16 protein-coding genes are annotated in these 15,596 nt (G+C 67.5%); 13 read left to right on the forward strand and 3 right to left on the reverse strand.

Annotation, left to right across the window (positions count from 1 at the left end):
* Positions 1–35: 35 nt before the first annotated feature.
* The 13 genes from ACJH6J_RS08810 to ACJH6J_RS08870 all read left to right on the forward strand — a co-directional run bounded on the left by ACJH6J_RS08810 (position 36) and on the right by ACJH6J_RS08870 (position 11,549).
* Positions 36–785, forward strand: a complete 750-nt coding sequence (locus tag ACJH6J_RS08810; RefSeq protein WP_318984577.1) for a metalloregulator ArsR/SmtB family transcription factor — start codon at positions 36–38, stop codon at positions 783–785.
* Positions 782–2,209 (forward strand): Fe-S cluster assembly protein SufB, encoded by a 1,428-nt coding sequence (gene sufB / locus ACJH6J_RS08815; protein ID WP_318984578.1) that lies wholly within the window; start codon positions 782–784, stop codon positions 2,207–2,209. Before ACJH6J_RS08810 ends, sufB begins: the two co-directional genes overlap by 4 nt.
* Positions 2,209–3,390: a Fe-S cluster assembly protein SufD gene (gene sufD, locus ACJH6J_RS08820; protein ID WP_406774674.1), complete on the forward strand. Its 1,182-nt coding sequence runs from the start codon at positions 2,209–2,211 to the stop codon at positions 3,388–3,390. Before sufB ends, sufD begins: the two co-directional genes overlap by 1 nt.
* Positions 3,387–4,157 (forward strand): Fe-S cluster assembly ATPase SufC, encoded by a 771-nt coding sequence (gene sufC, locus ACJH6J_RS08825; RefSeq protein WP_020100570.1) that lies wholly within the window; start codon positions 3,387–3,389, stop codon positions 4,155–4,157. The genes sufD and sufC overlap by 4 nt, the downstream gene beginning before the upstream one ends.
* Positions 4,158–4,162: 5 nt before the next feature.
* A complete protein-coding gene (locus tag ACJH6J_RS08830) occupies positions 4,163–5,407 on the forward strand; it encodes a cysteine desulfurase (protein ID WP_406803818.1) in 1,245 nt (414 codons plus the stop codon).
* Entirely contained in the window at positions 5,404–5,892 is a 489-nt protein-coding gene (gene sufU / locus ACJH6J_RS08835) for a Fe-S cluster assembly sulfur transfer protein SufU (protein WP_293020103.1), read from the forward strand. The genes ACJH6J_RS08830 and sufU overlap by 4 nt, the downstream gene beginning before the upstream one ends.
* On the forward strand, positions 5,889–6,263 hold the full coding sequence (locus ACJH6J_RS08840; RefSeq protein ID WP_293020101.1) for a metal-sulfur cluster assembly factor: 375 nt from the start codon (positions 5,889–5,891) through the stop codon (positions 6,261–6,263). The genes sufU and ACJH6J_RS08840 overlap by 4 nt, the downstream gene beginning before the upstream one ends.
* A gap of 207 nt (positions 6,264–6,470) precedes the next feature.
* Complete coding sequence (locus ACJH6J_RS08845) at positions 6,471–7,157, forward strand: heme peroxidase (protein WP_406803819.1); 687 nt, start codon at positions 6,471–6,473, stop codon at positions 7,155–7,157.
* Between the two features lie 69 nt (positions 7,158–7,226).
* The gene (locus ACJH6J_RS08850) at positions 7,227–8,327 is read left to right on the forward strand and encodes an NADH:flavin oxidoreductase (RefSeq protein ID WP_406803820.1); all 1,101 of its coding nucleotides are present in this window, start codon (positions 7,227–7,229) and stop codon (positions 8,325–8,327) included.
* A 45-nt stretch (positions 8,328–8,372) separates the two neighbouring features.
* Entirely contained in the window at positions 8,373–8,738 is a 366-nt protein-coding gene (gene trxA / locus ACJH6J_RS08855) for a thioredoxin (protein ID WP_020100563.1), read from the forward strand.
* A gap of 47 nt (positions 8,739–8,785) precedes the next feature.
* Positions 8,786–9,616, forward strand: coding sequence for an enoyl-CoA hydratase (locus ACJH6J_RS08860; protein WP_406803821.1), 831 nt, complete (start codon positions 8,786–8,788; stop codon positions 9,614–9,616).
* Between the two features lie 16 nt (positions 9,617–9,632).
* A complete protein-coding gene (locus ACJH6J_RS08865; protein WP_061000875.1) occupies positions 9,633–11,258 on the forward strand; it encodes an ABC-F family ATP-binding cassette domain-containing protein in 1,626 nt (541 codons plus the stop codon).
* Between the two features lie 96 nt (positions 11,259–11,354).
* Complete coding sequence (locus tag ACJH6J_RS08870) at positions 11,355–11,549, forward strand: helix-turn-helix domain-containing protein (RefSeq protein ID WP_029105025.1); 195 nt, start codon at positions 11,355–11,357, stop codon at positions 11,547–11,549.
* A gap of 65 nt (positions 11,550–11,614) precedes the next feature.
* Here ACJH6J_RS08870 and ACJH6J_RS08875 read toward each other — a convergent pair whose 3' ends face one another.
* The 3 genes from ACJH6J_RS08875 to ACJH6J_RS08885 are packed head-to-tail and all read right to left on the reverse strand — an operon-like array spanning position 11,615 to position 15,525.
* A complete protein-coding gene (locus tag ACJH6J_RS08875) occupies positions 11,615–13,336 on the reverse strand; it encodes a flavin monoamine oxidase family protein (protein ID WP_406803822.1) in 1,722 nt (573 codons plus the stop codon).
* Entirely contained in the window at positions 13,333–14,127 is a 795-nt protein-coding gene (locus ACJH6J_RS08880) for a carbon-nitrogen hydrolase family protein (RefSeq protein ID WP_406803823.1), read from the reverse strand. Before ACJH6J_RS08880 ends, ACJH6J_RS08875 begins: the two co-directional genes overlap by 4 nt.
* On the reverse strand, positions 14,128–15,525 hold the full coding sequence (locus ACJH6J_RS08885; RefSeq protein WP_406803836.1) for an amino acid permease: 1,398 nt from the start codon (positions 15,523–15,525) through the stop codon (positions 14,128–14,130). It lies immediately after the preceding gene.
* Positions 15,526–15,596 lie beyond the last annotated feature (71 nt).

The raw sequence follows: 15,596 nt of genomic DNA on the forward strand, positions 1-15,596 counted from the left end.
TAGATTCGGGTTCTGAATTCCGTCACAATGGTGTTGTGAAATTACCGTCCGGAGCTCCCGAAGCTGTCGGCACCGCGACCGCGGTGGCGTCGGCGACGGCTGTTTCCGATGGTCACACCCGTTCGGCCATCGTGCAGTTGCTGCTGGAAGGCGCGGTCACCGCGACCCAGATCGGCGAGCAGCTCGGCATCTCCGCCGCTGGTGTGCGGCGTCATCTCGACGCTCTCATCGAGGCCGGCGACGCCGAGTCCAGTGCCGCGGCCGCATGGCAGCACAACGGGCGTGGTCGTCCCGCCAAGCGCTACCGGCTGACCGCCGCCGGGCGCGCCAAGCTCGGCCACACCTACGACGACCTCGCCGCGGCCGCCATGCGCCAGCTGCGCGAAATCGGCGGTGACGACGCCATCCGCACCTTCGCGCGTCGTCGTATCGACTCGATCCTGTCCGGCGTGACCGCCACCGACGATGTCACCGACACCGCGGACCAGGTGGCCGCGGCGCTGACCAAGGCCGGTTACGCCACCACGACAACCCCGGTGACGGGGCCGATCGGCGGGGTGCAGATCTGCCAGCACCACTGCCCGGTCTCGCACGTCGCCGAGGAGTTCCCCGAACTGTGCGACGCCGAGCGTGAAGCGTTCGCCGAGGTCCTCGGCACGCACGTCCAGCGCCTGGCCACCATCGTCAACGGCGACTGTGCATGTACGACGCACGTTCCCGTCATCCCCGAGAACGCAGTCCACTCGATCCACCCCGCGACCCAAGAAGAAGGAGTGTCGCAATGACGACCACCCCGGAACAGCTGACCCAGGAGGAGACCATTGCCTCCCTGGGCACGTACGGCTACGGCTGGGCAGACAGTGATGCCGCAGGCGCCGCCGCGACCCGTGGGTTGAACGAGGCTGTCGTCCGCGACATCTCGTCGAAGAAGAACGAGCCGGAGTGGATGCTCGACTTCCGGCTCAAGGCGCTGCACATCTTCGACAAGAAGCCGATGCCGCGCTGGGGCAGTGACCTCGAGGGCATCGACTTCGACAACATCAAGTACTTCGTGCGGTCCACCGAGAAGCAGGCCGCGTCCTGGGAGGACCTGCCCGAGGACATCAAGAACACCTACGACCGCCTGGGCATCCCGGAGGCCGAGAAGCAGCGCCTGGTCGCCGGTGTCGCCGCACAGTACGAGTCCGAGGTCGTGTACCACCAGATCCGCGAGGACCTCGAGGCGCAGGGCGTCATCTTCCTGGACACCGACTCGGGCCTGCGCGAGCACCCGGACCTGTTCAAGCAGTACTTCGGCACCGTGATCCCGGCCGGTGACAACAAGTTCTCCGCGCTGAACTCGGCCGTGTGGTCGGGTGGCTCGTTCATCTACGTGCCGCCGGGCGTGCACGTCGACATCCCGCTGCAGGCCTACTTCCGCATCAACACCGAGAACATGGGCCAGTTCGAGCGGACGCTGATCATCGCCGACGAAGGCTCCTACGTGCACTACGTGGAGGGTTGTACCGCGCCGATCTACAAGTCGGACTCGCTGCACTCGGCCGTCGTCGAGATCGTGGTGAAACCCGGTGCGCGCGTTCGGTACACGACCATCCAGAACTGGTCGAACAACGTCTACAACCTGGTCACCAAGCGGGCCCGCGCCGAGGCCGGCGCGACCATGGAGTGGATCGACGGCAACATCGGTTCCAAGGTCACCATGAAGTACCCGGCGGTCTGGATGACCGGCGAGCACGCCAAGGGCGAGGTGCTCTCGGTGGCGTTCGCGGGCGAAGGCCAGCACCAGGACACCGGCGCCAAGATGGTGCACCTGGCGCCGAACACGTCGAGCAACATCGTGTCCAAGTCGGTGGCCCGCGGTGGCGGCCGCTCGTCGTACCGTGGCCTGATCCAGGTCAACAAGGGCGCGCACGGCTCCAAGTCGAGCGTGAAATGCGATGCGCTGCTTGTCGACAACGTGAGCCGCTCGGACACCTACCCGTACGTCGACATCCGTGAGGACGACGTCACGATGGGTCACGAGGCCACGGTCTCGAAGGTCAGCGAGGACCAGATGTTCTATCTGATGAGCCGCGGCCTGACCGAGGACGAGGCCATGGCGATGGTGGTGCGCGGCTTCGTCGAGCCCATCGCCAAGGAACTGCCAATGGAATACGCGCTCGAGCTCAACCGGCTGATCGAGCTGCAGATGGAAGGTGCTGTCGGCTAGTGAGTTCGAATCTGACTGAGGCGACGGAAGGCATCGTCGCCAACAAGGGTGAGCTGTTCACGTCCTACGACGTCAACGCTTTCGAGGTCCCGGGCGGCCGTGACGAGCTGTGGCGGTTCACGCCGCTGAAGCGTCTGCACGGCCTGCACGACGGCTCCGCTGTCGCCACCGGCGCTGCGCGCGTCGAGGTTTCGGAGCGCGACGGTGTCACCGTCGAGACCGTCGGCCGCGACGACGAGCGCCTGGGCCAGGGCGGCGTGCCCGCGGACCGCGTTGCCGCGCAGGCATATTCGTCGTTCACCGAGGCGACCATCGTGTCGGTCGGTCGCGACGTCCAGGTCGCCGAGCCCATCGAGATCGCCATCGCCGGCCCCGGTGAGGGCAAGACCGCGTACGGCCACCTGCAGCTGCGGGTCGCCGAGCTCGGCGAGGCCGTCGTGGTCATCGACCAGAGCGGCAGCGGAACCTACGCCGACAACATCGAATTCGTCGTCGGTGACGCGGCGCGGCTGACCGTCGTGTCGATCGCCGACTGGGCCGACGACGCGGTGAACGTCAGCACCCACCACGCCACGCTGGGCAAGGACGCCGTGCTGCGGCACGTCGCCGTCACGCTCGGCGGTGACGTCGTGCGGCTGACCTCGCGGACCCGTTACCTGGGCCCCGGCGGTGACGCCGAGATGCTCGGCCTGTACTTCGCCGACGAGGGTCAGCACTTCGAGTCGCGCCTGCTGGTCGACCACGCGGTGCCCAACTGCCGCTCGAACGTGCTGTACAAGGGTGCGCTGCAAGGGGATCCGGACTCGAAGAAGGCCGACGCCCACACCGTGTGGATCGGCGACGTGCTGATCCGGGCCGCGGCCACCGGCACCGACACCTTCGAGGTGAACCGCAACCTGGTGCTCACCGACGGTGCCCGCGCCGACTCGGTGCCCAACCTCGAGATCGAGACCGGCGAGATCGTCGGCGCCGGACACGCCAGTGCCACCGGACGTTTCGACGACGAGCAGCTGTTCTACCTGCAGGCCCGCGGCATTCCCGAGGACCAGGCCCGCCGCCTGGTGGTCCGGGGCTTCTTCGGCGAGATCATCCAGAAGATCGCCGTGCCGGAAGTCCGCGAACGCCTCACCGCCGCCATCGAACACGAACTTGAACTGACTGAAGGACGCAACAACTCATGACCACACTGGAAATCAAGGACCTGCACGTCTCGGTCACCGCGCCGGACGGCGCCGATGTGCCGATCCTCAAGGGCGTCAACCTGACGGTGAAGTCGGGCGAGACCCACGCAGTCATGGGCCCCAACGGTTCTGGCAAGTCGACGCTGTCGTACGCCATCGCCGGCCACCCCAAGTACACCGTCACCTCGGGCTCCATCACCCTGGACGGCGAGGACGTGCTGGAGATGAGCGTCGACGAGCGTGCGCGCGCCGGCCTCTTCCTGGCCATGCAGTACCCCGTCGAGGTGCCCGGCGTCTCGATGTCGAACTTCCTGCGCACCGCGGCGACCGCGGTCCGTGGCGAGGCCCCCAAGCTGCGCCACTGGGTCAAAGAGGTCAAGACCGCCATGTCGGAGCTGGACATCGACCCGGCGTTCGGCGAGCGCAGCGTCAACGAGGGCTTCTCCGGTGGTGAGAAGAAGCGCCACGAAATCCTGCAGCTGGGCCTGCTGAAGCCGAAGATCGCCATCCTCGACGAGACCGACTCGGGCCTGGACGTCGACGCACTGCGCGTCGTGTCCGAGGGCGTCAACCGGTACGCCGAGGCCGAGCACGGCGGCGTCCTGCTGATCACGCACTACACCCGCATCCTGCGCTACATCCGTCCGCAGTTCGTGCACGTCTTCTTCGACGGCCGCATCATCACCTCCGGTGGTCCGGAGCTGGCCGACGAGCTCGAAGAGAACGGCTACGAGCGCTACACGCAGGCCGCGGCCGCCGGAGCCTGATTCCCATGACAGCGTCAGTCGACCTCGACCTGACCAGGATCAGGGCCGACTTCCCGATCCTGAGTCGGGTGATGCGCGGCGGAAACACGTTGGCGTACCTGGATTCCGGGGCCACGTCGCAGAAGCCGCTGCAGGTGCTCGATGCCGAGCGGGAGTTCCTGACCACCTCCAACGGCGCGGTGCACCGCGGTGCGCACCAGCTGATGGAGGAGTCGACCGACGCCTACGAACAGGGCCGTGCCGACATCGCGGCGTTCGTCGGTGCCGACGACGACGAGCTCGTCTTCACCAAGAACGCCACCGAGGCCCTGAACCTGGTGTCGTATGCGGTGGGGGACAACCGGTTCGACCGCGTGGTCGGGCCGGGGGACGTCATCGTCACCACGGAGCTGGAGCACCACGCCAACCTGATCCCGTGGCAGGAGCTGGCCCGCCGGACCGGCGCGGAACTGCGCTGGTATTCGGTGACCGATGACGGCCGCATCGACCTCGATTCGCTGCAGCTCGATGACCGGGTGAAAGTGGTTGCCTTCACCCATCATTCGAACGTCACGGGTGCCGTCGCGCCGGTCGCGGAGATCGTGCGTCGGGCCAAGGCTGTCGGTGCGCTGACGGTGCTGGACGCCTGCCAGTCGGTGCCGCACCAGCCCGTCGACTTCCACGCGCTCGACGTCGACTTCGCGGCCTTCTCTGGTCACAAGATGTTGGGGCCCACCGGGATCGGTGTGCTGTACGGGCGCCGTGCGCTGCTCAACGCGCTGCCGCCGTTCCTCACGGGCGGATCCATGATCGAGACCGTCACGATGGAGTCGGCGACCTATGCGGCCGCGCCGCAGCGCTTCGAGGCCGGTACGCCGATGACGTCGCAGGTGGTCGGATTGGCCGCTGCCGCACGGTATCTCGATGCCATCGGGATGGCCGCTGTCGAGGCGCACGAAGCCGAGCTGGTGGCCGCCACGTTGGATGGGCTGACCCAGATTCCGCAGGTGCGGATCATCGGGCCGACCACCACCGAGCATCGCGGGTCTCCGGTGAGCTTCGTGCTCGACGGTGTACATGCCCACGACGTCGGCCAGATTCTGGATGACGAGGGCATCGCGGTCCGGGTCGGGCACCACTGCGCGGCTCCGTTGCACCGGCGATTCGGCATCGCCGCGACGGCGCGCGCGTCGTTCGCGGTCTACAACACGCTCGACGAAGTGGACCGGTTGGTCGCGGGCGTCAAACGCGCTGTGGAGTTCTTCTCATGAGAATGGAACAGATGTACCAGGAAGTGATCCTGGACCACTACAAGCACCCGCATCACCGCGGGCTGCGCGAGCCGTTCGGCGCGCAGGTGCACCACGTCAACCCGACCTGCGGTGACGAGGTGACGTTGCGGGTCACGCTGTCCGACGACGGCGAGACCATCGCCGACATCTCGTACGACGGCCAGGGCTGCTCGATCAGCCAGGCGTCGACGTCGGTGCTCACCGACCAGGTGATCGGTCAGAGTGTCGACGAGGCGCTCAAGACCGTCGGCGCGTTCACCGAGATGATCTCCTCCCGCGGCAACGTCGAGGGGGACGAAGATGTGCTGGGTGACGGCATCGCGTTCGCCGGTGTCGCCAAGTACCCGGCACGGGTGAAATGCGCGCTGCTGGGCTGGACTGCATTCAAGGCTGCGCTCGCCGAGGCGAGCGCCAAAGACACTGTGCTGGCAGCTGTCGGCACCGATGCGGAGGACAAGCGATGACTGAAGGCACCCCCGAGGCCACCACCGCGGCCAACGTGGTCGACGACCCCGAACTGCTCGACGCCGTCGAGGAGGCCATGCGCGACGTCGTCGACCCCGAGCTCGGTATCAACGTCGTCGACCTGGGGCTCGTCTACGGCATGACCCTCGAAGAGGGCGAGGAGGGCACCGTGGTGAAGCTGGACATGACGCTGACTTCGGCGGCCTGTCCGTTGACCGACGTGATCGAGGATCAGTCGCGGACCGCTCTGGTGGGCGCGGGCCTCGTCAGCGACCTCAAGCTGAACTGGGTGTGGAACCCGCCGTGGGGCCCGGACAAGATCACCGACGACGGCCGCGAGCAGCTGCGCGCGCTCGGCTTCACCGTCTAGTTTTCTCCCTGTTTTTCGTCGAAACGGCATTCCAGCAGGCGGTCACTCGCACTTTCTCTGCTGGAATGCCGTTTCGGCATGCGGGTGGCGGCAGCCTGTGGATAACTCGTGATTCTGACGCCTTATCGCGGCGTAGTTGTCGGTCGTCTTCTCTAACTTCCAGCGCAACAGGACCAATCGGGTCCGCTGCGACAGGAAGGCACCACGATGAACGCTGATATCGAACGACTGCGGGCCGCGTGCGAACGCGATCTCGACGACCCCGCCGGTTGGCCGACGCCCGTCGGCTATCCAGATTCCTTGGCGCTCTGCATCATTGACGCCATCTACGCCGCCGGCGCCCGGCACCTCACGGTCGACAAGATCGTCGAGCGGTACCGCAGCTACCGGGCCGGGCAAGGCGGTGACGCCGACACCGACGGCGCACCCGAACTGCTCGCGAACGTCGAGGCATTGGGCGGTCCCGAGCAGTGGGCCGCCCAGATCGCCAATCGGCGGCCGACATCCACGAGGAAAGACGCACCGCTGCGCTCGGTGGCGCTGACCGAGGTCGCGCAGGCCTTTGTCGCACTCGGGATCAGCACGACCGAGGACCTGCGGGTGATCGCCGCGGACCCCGAGCTGGCGAAGGAGGCCAAGCGGGCGTGGTGCGCGATACCCGGCCAGCGGTCGGGCTTCACCTGGCGCTTCCTGCTGATGTTGGCGGAACTGCCCGGCACTGATCCGAACGTCGCGGCATACGTCGCGCGCGAAATCGGTCGCGACGGCCCGATCGACACCGCGGGCCTGCTCGCCGCCGTCGCGGACGTCGCGGGCTGGCACGCCGATGCGCTGCACCAGGCGATCTGGCGGTTCGAAGCACGCCGCGCACACGAGCTGCCGTCATCGGCATGACGGCAGGCAACTGACCGGCAGCCGGGCACCGGCGGAATCGGTTGAGCCGTCAGGGTGTTGCATAGGCTCATGATCGTCGATGCATCTGGACTCTTCGCCCCACTGGCCCTGCGGAACCTGACCGTACCCAACCGGTTCGCGATGGCGCCCATGACCAGGCAGGCGTCGCCCGGAGGTGTGCCGGGGCCCGACGTGGCGGAGTACTACGCGCGTCGGGCCGCCGGCGGCGTCGGCCTGATCATCACCGAAGGCGTGCGGGTGGGTGACCCGTCGGCCGCCGGCTCACCGGACATCCCGACGCTCGTGGGCGCCGCGGCGCTCGACGGCTGGCGCAACGTCACCAGCGCGGTGCACCGCCACGGCGCGACCATCGCCGCCCAGCTGTGGCACCAGGGCGCCGAGCGTGGCGACCGCGACGGGGTGGCCCCCGTCAGTCCGTCGGGAGTCAACGGACTCGGCGAGCAGATCGGCCGGGCCCTGGCGACTGACGAACTGCCCGCCGTCGCGCAGTGGTACGCCGAGGCGGCGCGCAACGCCAAGGAGGTCGGCTTCGACGCCGTCGAACTGCACGGGGCGCATGGCTACCTGCTCGACCAATTCCTTTGGACCAGAACGAATCTGCGTACCGACGAATACGGGGGATCGGTGCAGAACCGCACCCGGTTCCCCGCCGAGGTGGTCGCGGCGGTGCGCGCCGCGGTCGGCCCGGACTACCCGATCATCTACCGCTTCTCGCAGTGGAAGGGCACCGACTACAACGCGACGCTGGTCGACGACCCGATGCAGCTGCAGGAACTGCTGGCGCCGCTGGTCGATGCCGGTGTCGATGCGCTGCATCCGTCCACGCGCCGGCACTACGTGCCGGCGTTCCCCGACGCCGACCCGGCCCTGACGTTGGCCGGCTGGACCAAGAAGGTCACCGGGACGCCCGTCATCGCGGTCGGTTCGGTGGGCCTGCAGACCGCGTTCCGGTCCGAGAAGCCCGGCCAGGTCATCGAGCCGGGCCCGGTGGACCAACTGGTGGAGCAGTTCGACGCGGGCGAGTTCGACATGGTCGCGATCGGCCGGGCACTGCTGGCCGACCCCGGTTGGGTGAACCGCCTGCGCAGCGGCACGCTGGACGGGTTCAATGGCTACGACGCGGCCAGTGCGCTGGCACGATTGAGCTGACCAGATACTGGGAACAAGCAGGTATACCGCAATGTTGGGAGAAGCGTGAGCACCAAGGACATCACCGCCGCCGAATTCAACGGCATCATCAGCGACAACGACATCGTGCTGGTGGACTTCTGGGCGTCATGGTGCGGGCCGTGCCGGGCGTTTGCTCCGACGTTCACCGCATCGTCCGAGAAGCACCCCGACGTCTTCCACGCCAAGGTCGACACCGAGGCCGAGCAGGCGCTGGCCTCCGCGGCCGAGATTCAGGCCATCCCGACCCTGATGGCGTTCAAGAAGGGCCAGCTGGTGTTCCGGCACTCGGGCATGCTGGCGGCCAATCAGCTCGACGAGGTCATCAGCCAGATCAAGGAATTCGACATCGACGCCGCGATGGCCGAAAAGGGCGACGCCACCGACGCCTGAGGCCGGCCGAGCACTGCCGGCGGGTGTGACATTGCGCACCCGCTAGCGTGCAGGACGTGAGCAAACAGAACCCACTGGTACTCGTCGACCATCCGCGGCCCGGCGTCGCACTGGTCACCCTGAACCGCCCCGAGCGGATGAACTCCATGGCGTTCGACGTCATGGTCCCGCTCAAGGCGGCGCTCGACGACATCACCAACGACAACGATGTCCGCGCGGTCGTCCTCACCGGCGCGGGACGCGGGTTCTCGTCCGGTGCCGACCACAAGTCGGCCGGCTCGGTGCCGCACGTGGCGGGGCTGACCCGGCCGACGTTCGCGCTGCGCTCCATGGAGGTGCTGGACGACGTCATCCTGGCACTTCGCAAGCTGCACCAGCCGGTTATCGCGGCTGTCAACGGAGCCGCGATCGGCGGTGGCCTGTGCCTGGCCCTGGCGTGCGATATCCGGGTCGCCGGCGAGGGCGCCTACTTCCGGGCTGCCGGCATCAACAACGGTTTGACAGCCAGCGAGTTGGGCCTGTCCTATCTGCTGCCGCGGGCCATCGGCACGTCGCGGGCATTCGAGGCGATGCTGACCGGCCGGGACATCGATGCGGCGGAGGCCGAGCGGATCGGTCTGGTGTCGAGGACCGTCGCCGACGATCAGCTCCTGCAAACCTGCTTCGACATGGCCGAGCGCATCGGCTCGTTCTCCCGCCCGGGAATTGAATTGACCAAGCGGACTCTCTGGAGTGGACTGGACGCCGGTAGTCTGGAGAGCCATATGCAGGCCGAAGGCCTGGGTCAGCTCTTCATCCGACTGCTCACCGCCAACTTCGAAGAGGCGGTTGCCGCGCGCGCCGAGAAACGACCCGCGGTCTTCACGGACGACAAATGAGCTAGGAGGCAGCTGCGTGATCACCGCAACGGACCTGGAGGTCCGCGCCGGAGCGCGCACGCTGCTGGCCTTCGAGGGTTCCGCGCTGCGGATCCAGCCGGGCGACCGGATCGGTCTGGTCGGCCGCAACGGTGCCGGCAAGACCACGACGCTGCGCATCCTGGCCGGTGAAGGCCAGCCGTATGCCGGGACGGTCGAGCGCATCGGCGAGGTCGGTTACCTGCCGCAGGATCCGAAGGAAGGCGATCTGGACGTCCTGGCCCGCGACCGGGTGCTCTCGGCCCGCGGCCTGGACACGCTGCTGGCCGACCTGGAGAAGCAGCAGGCCATCATGGCCGAGGTGGTCGACGAGGCCGCCCGCGACAAGGCGGTGCGCCGGTACGGCGTTCTGGAGGAACGGTTTTCGGCCCTCGGTGGATACGCCGCCGAGAGCGACGCCGGCCGCATCTGCGCCAGCCTCGGCCTGCCGGACCGCGTGCTGACGCAGCCGCTGCGGACCCTGTCGGGTGGTCAGCGTCGTCGTATCGAACTGGCCCGCATCCTGTTCGCGGCCTCGGAGGGCTCCGGCTCCAACACCACGCTGCTGCTGGACGAGCCGACCAACCACCTCGACGCCGACTCGATCGGTTGGCTGCGCACGTTCCTGCAGAGCCACACCGGCGGTCTCGTGGTGATCAGCCACGACGTCGAACTGCTCGCCGACGTGGTGAACCGGGTGTGGTTCCTCGACGCCGTGCGCGGCGAGGCCGACGTCTACAACATGGGCTGGCAGAAGTACCTCGATGCCCGCGCCACCGACGAGCAGCGCCGCCGCCGTGAACGCGCCAACGCCGAGAAGAAGGCGGGTGCGCTGCGGGCGCAGGCCGCCAAGATGGGCGCCAAGGCCACCAAAGCCGTTGCCGCACAGAACATGCTGCGCCGCGCCGAGCGCATGATCGCCGAGCTCGACGCCGAGCGGGTGGCCGACAAGGTCGCCAAGATCAAGTTCCCGACGCCGGCGCCGTGCGGCAAGACCCCACTGATCGTCAAGGGCCTGACCAAGACCTACGGCTCGCTGGAGATCTTCACCGGCGTCGACCTCGCCATCGACCGGGGCTCGCGGGTCGTGGTCCTCGGCCTCAACGGCGCCGGTAAGACGACGCTGTTGCGCCTGCTGGCCGGCGTGGAGACCGCCGACGCCGGTGGCATCGAACCGGGCTACGGCCTCAAGATCGGGTACTTCGCGCAGGAGCACGACACCCTCGACAACGCCGCGACGGTGTGGGAGAACATCCGGCACGCCGCCCCCGACACCGGGGAACAGGATCTGCGTGGCCTGTTGGGCGCGTTCATGTTCACGGGTCCGCAGCTGGATCAGCCCGCCGGCACGCTGTCCGGTGGTGAGAAGACCCGGTTGGCGCTGGCCGGCCTCGTCGCCTCGACCGCCAACGTGCTGCTGCTCGACGAGCCGACCAACAACCTGGATCCGGCGTCGCGCGAGCAGGTGCTCGACGCGCTGCGCAGTTACGCGGGTTCGGTGGTGCTCGTGACGCACGATCCGGGCGCGGCCGAAGCGCTCAATCCGCAGCGCGTGCTGCTGCTGCCGGACGCCACCGAGGACTTCTGGTCGGACACCTACCGCGATCTCATCGAATTGGCCTGACCTGATTCACCGAATCGCCCGCGCCGAGCGAGCGCTGTTCTTACGCTGATTCCCGTCAGCCCGGTATACCGCCGGGGGAGAGTCAGGGGACCGGCGATGAGGCAATCCAAGGCATCTCGCGACCAGATGATGACCCAGCTGCGTAACGCCTACGAGAGCGGCGCCAGTATCAGGTCATTGGTGGCCACGTCCGGAAAATCCTATGGGTCGGTGCACAGCATGCTGGTGCAGTCCGGCGCGGTGATGCGCAGCCGCGGCGGCCCGAACCACCGCAGCCGCAAGATCGCCTGAACGACCCTGCGGCCCAGCCGCTTTCGCCGTGAACAGTCAGTCGCGGCGTAACCCGTTGGTGCTCCTTAGATTTCGTCGGTCAGTCGGACCGGGGCGATCATGTCGAAGACGTCGCCCGGACCGGGGTTGGTGGGCGAGGTCGACCCGCCGAACTGGTCCATCACGGCCCACACCGCGTTGAGCGCCGTGGTGATCGCGCCCTCCGCCCAGCCCGCCGTCCACGAGATGTCGTCGCCCGCCAGGTAGATGCCGCGATGCCGCGCGTCGAGGTCACGCTGCATGAAGTGCGTGTACAGCAGCTCCTGGTAGCGGTAGTGGCCCGGCAGGTTCGCCTTGAACGCACCCATGAAGTTGCGCTCGGTCTCCCACGAGACCGTCTTGGGCGTCTCGATGATGTGGCTGCGGATGTCCACGTTCGGGTAGATCGCCTGCAGTGACTTGAGCATCAGATCCATGCGCTCGGTGGCGCCCAGCGGCACGATCTTCCGGGAGTCGTCCTCCCAGGTGTACGACAGGCAGATGACGCCGGGCTTCTCGTTGCCGTCGGCGTCGAGCCCCTGGTCGAGCAGATAGGTGCCGCGGCTCATCCGGTCGGTCAGCGTCATCGACATGACGTCGCGGCCCTGGGCGTCCTTGTCCTTCCAGAACGGTCGGTCGACCAGTACGAACACCTTCGACGAACCCATGTAGTGCGTCTGCTCGATGGCCGACCACACGTTGGACGGGAACAGGTCGTCGTCGCAGCGAATGTTGTTGAGCAGCATCCACGATTGGGCGGTGACGATGACGGCGTCGTAGGTGCGTGTCTCGCCGTCGGCGTCGGTGATGGTGTAGCGGTTCGGGTGCGTGCGCCGGATGTCGGTGACGGCACCGCGGGTCCGGCCGCCGTGCAGCGATTCGAGCGAGGTGCCGGCAGGCCAGTGGGCGAGGCGCTGCGGGGAGCGCTTCCACAACCGCAGCGGCAGCTGCTGCGAACCGCCGACCACGCCGCGGTGGTTGTCGTCGGCCTCGGTGAGCACCACGCGCAGGATTTCGAGCATCGAGCTCGGGTAGTCGGTGTCCCAGCCGCCCGTGCCGAAGCCGACCTTGCCGAAGATCTCACGCAGCTCGAACGACTTGAAGTGGTGCGACTTGGTCAGAAAGCCCCAGAACGTCTCGTCGTCGAGTTCGCGAACGAGCTTGCCCCACGCCGACTTCAGGGCCTGGGTGTCGCGTTCGCGGATGGCGTTCTGGATCGCGTGCAGGTCGGCGCCGTCCTCGAGCGTCTTGCGCCAGGCGTCGGCGACGTCGGTGAAGGCCTGCGGCAGGTCGGCGAGTTTCTCGGCGTAGTATGTCTGGCCCTTGAGGTCGACGACGGTGCTGGGGGTCGCGGGGCCCAGCGGGTTCGGGAATTCGATGGTCTCGATGCCGACCTTGTCGAAGTACCGGTACAGCGTCGTGGACGTGGGTGGGAAGCGCATGGCGCCCATTTCGGCGACGGCTTCGGGAGCGTGCTCGAACGGGATGGACCGCATCCGGCCGCCGATCTGATCCGCTTCGTACACAACGGGTTTCAGGCCCATCTTCATGAGCTCGTAGGCGGCGGTGAGACCCGCGCAGCCGGCGCCGACGATCGCGACCTCGGTGCCGTGGCGGTCGGAGGGGATCTCGCCGAGGCCGTCGGCGGAGGACACGTAGTCGTCGTAGGCGAATGGGAAGTCGGGACCGAACATGGTGATCGGCTTGTCGGACGACCGTGGTCCGGTCTCCGACAGCTGCGTCTCTTCGATGGGCTGGGGGACGGTCATCGGGTCTGGTTCTCCTGGTAGAGATCTCGGCGGCGATCGCCGAGATGGGTGTTGACGGCGCGGGACACGGCCACCGCGGCGGGATCGATGTGGGTGACGAGGAGGTCCTCGGTCCGGCCACCGCGACTCAGTTCGGTCGTGTCGGGCGCGATGGTGCAGCTCAGTCCGCAGTACTCGAGGCCGTTCTCGAACCCCGTGCGGTTGACATAGGACAGGAACAGCTGGCTCTCGTACGCGCGGGCCGGAACGATATGCGTCGCAACGAAACTCCACGGCTCCATGAGCCCGGTGGGGACGACGAGCCACTCGGTGCCGGCGTCGGCGTGGGCTCGGGCGTTCTCCGGGAATTCGATGTCGTAGCAGATCAGCAGTCCGCAGGTGACGCCGTCGAGCTCGAACTGCGTGACCCACTCGGCACCCGGGGTGAAGAAGTCGCGGTCGAACCCGTACAGGTGGGTCTTGCGGTAGTTGGCCAGGGCCGCGCCGTCCCGGTCCACGACCTGAACGCTGTTGTACGGCTTGCCTTCTGCGACTTCGGGATACCCGTAGACGACGGCGATCCCGGTGTCGCGCGCAATCGTGCTGACTGCCTGGAAGATCGGGCCGTCGGCGGATTCGGCGCGTGCGGCGATCTCGGTGCCGATGTTGTAGCCGGTGGCCGACATCTCGGGCGTGACGAGGACCCGGCAGCCGGCGTCGGCGGCCCGCCTGGCCGCCGCCGCGATGGCGGCGAGGTTCTCGGCGACGGTCCCGGATTCCTGCGGGCCCTGGAACATGCCGACGGTGATCATCTACGCGACGTCCACGCGCAGCTTCGACTTGCGGATGCTGTACCCGAAGTAGACCGCCAGCCCCAGGACACCCCAGATGCCGAACGCGATCCACGTCGCGACGGGCAGTGCCCACATCAGGTAACAGCAGAACAGGAAACCCAGCACAGGTGCGACGGGGAACAGCCGCAGGCGGAACGTGCGATGCAGATCGGGGCGCGTGCGCCGCAGGATGATGACGGCGATGTTGACCAGCGCGAAGGCGAAGAGGCAGCCGATCGAGGTGGCGTTGGCCAGCTCACCGAGCGAGACGAATCCGGCCAGCAGGGACACGACGACGCCACAGATGACGATGTTCCAGGTCGGCACGAAGGTCCGCGGGTTGATCTTGGCGAACAGCGCGGGCACCAGGCCGTCGACAGCCATGGTGTACAGGATGCGGGTCTGTCCGTACTGGACGGCGAGGACGACGCTGGCGATCGCGATGACGGCGCCGATCGACAGGATGATGGCCGGCACGTTGCTGGTGGTGATGCCGCTGAGGGCGACGGCCAGGGTGGCGCCTTCGTCGGCGCTGAACTTGGTCCAGCTCATCGCGCCGAGGGCGGCCAGCGCGACGGCGAGGTACAGCACCGTGACGATCAACAGTGAGGCCATGATGGCGCGCGGCAGGTCCCGCTTCGGGTCCTTGGCCTCGTTGCCCGCGGTGGATGCCGCATCGAAGCCGATGTAGGAGAAGAAGACCTGCGAGGCGGCGGCGGAGACGCCGAGGAAACCCAGGGGCATGAACGGGGTGAGGTTGCCGGCCTTGAACGCGGTGAAGGCGACGGCGCAGAAGAACACCAGCACGACGCACTTGAGGACCACCATCGCGGTGTTGACGGCGGCTGACTCGGACGCGCCCCGCAGCAGCAGTATCGAGGCGAGGACCACGATCGTGATGGCGGGCAGGTTGATGACGCCGCCTTCGCCGGGTGCGCCGGTGATGGTGGCGGGAAGCTCGATGCCGAACAGCTGGTGGAGCAGGGTGTTGATGTAGCCGCCCCAGCCGACGGCGACGGCAGCGACCGAGACTCCGTATTCGAGCATGAGGCACCAGCCGCACACCCAGGCCCAGAATTCGCCGAGGGTGGCGTAGGCGTAGGAGTAGGAGCTGCCGGAGACGGGGATGGTGCCTGCCAGTTCGGCGTAGGACAGCGCCGAGAACAGTGCGGTGACGGCGGCGAGGATGAACGAGATCAGGACGGCCGGGCCGGCTTTCGGGACGGCGGCGCCGAGGATGACGAAGATTCCGGTGCCGAGCGTCGCGCCGATGGACAGGGCGGTCAGATGGATGAAACCCATCGAGCGCTTGAGGTGGGGGCCGTCGGGTGTTTCGTTGGCGGCGACGATGTCGTCGACGGATTTTTGTGCGCTCATGGCGCGCAGGATGCCCGGCCGTGGGGCCTCGGTGATGGCCAAGGGGAGCTCCGTGGAGAGGAGGGCGCGCC

This window comes from Mycobacterium sp. SMC-18 (assembly GCF_045310895.1).
Taxonomy (GTDB): Bacteria; Actinomycetota; Actinomycetes; order Mycobacteriales; family Mycobacteriaceae; genus Mycobacterium.

Excerpts from the sequence above, each read along its gene's own strand:
- ACJH6J_RS08870 (WP_029105025.1), top strand. The coding sequence starts at position 11,355 with ATGAGGCAATCCAAGGCATCTCGCGACCAGATGATGACCCAGCTGCGT.
- ACJH6J_RS08885 (WP_406803836.1), bottom strand. The coding sequence starts at position 15,525 with ATGAGCGCACAAAAATCCGTCGACGACATCGTCGCCGCCAACGAAACA.
- ACJH6J_RS08845 (WP_406803819.1), top strand. The coding sequence starts at position 6,471 with ATGAACGCTGATATCGAACGACTGCGGGCCGCGTGCGAACGCGATCTC.
- ACJH6J_RS08840 (WP_293020101.1), top strand. The coding sequence starts at position 5,889 with ATGACTGAAGGCACCCCCGAGGCCACCACCGCGGCCAACGTGGTCGAC.
- ACJH6J_RS08850 (WP_406803820.1), top strand. The coding sequence starts at position 7,227 with ATGATCGTCGATGCATCTGGACTCTTCGCCCCACTGGCCCTGCGGAAC.
- ACJH6J_RS08875 (WP_406803822.1), bottom strand. The coding sequence starts at position 13,336 with ATGACCGTCCCCCAGCCCATCGAAGAGACGCAGCTGTCGGAGACCGGA.
- sufU (WP_293020103.1), top strand. The coding sequence starts at position 5,404 with ATGAGAATGGAACAGATGTACCAGGAAGTGATCCTGGACCACTACAAG.
- ACJH6J_RS08830 (WP_406803818.1), top strand. The coding sequence starts at position 4,163 with ATGACAGCGTCAGTCGACCTCGACCTGACCAGGATCAGGGCCGACTTC.
- sufC (WP_020100570.1), top strand. The coding sequence starts at position 3,387 with ATGACCACACTGGAAATCAAGGACCTGCACGTCTCGGTCACCGCGCCG.
- sufB (WP_318984578.1), top strand. The coding sequence starts at position 782 with ATGACGACCACCCCGGAACAGCTGACCCAGGAGGAGACCATTGCCTCC.
- ACJH6J_RS08880 (WP_406803823.1), bottom strand. The coding sequence starts at position 14,127 with ATGATCACCGTCGGCATGTTCCAGGGCCCGCAGGAATCCGGGACCGTC.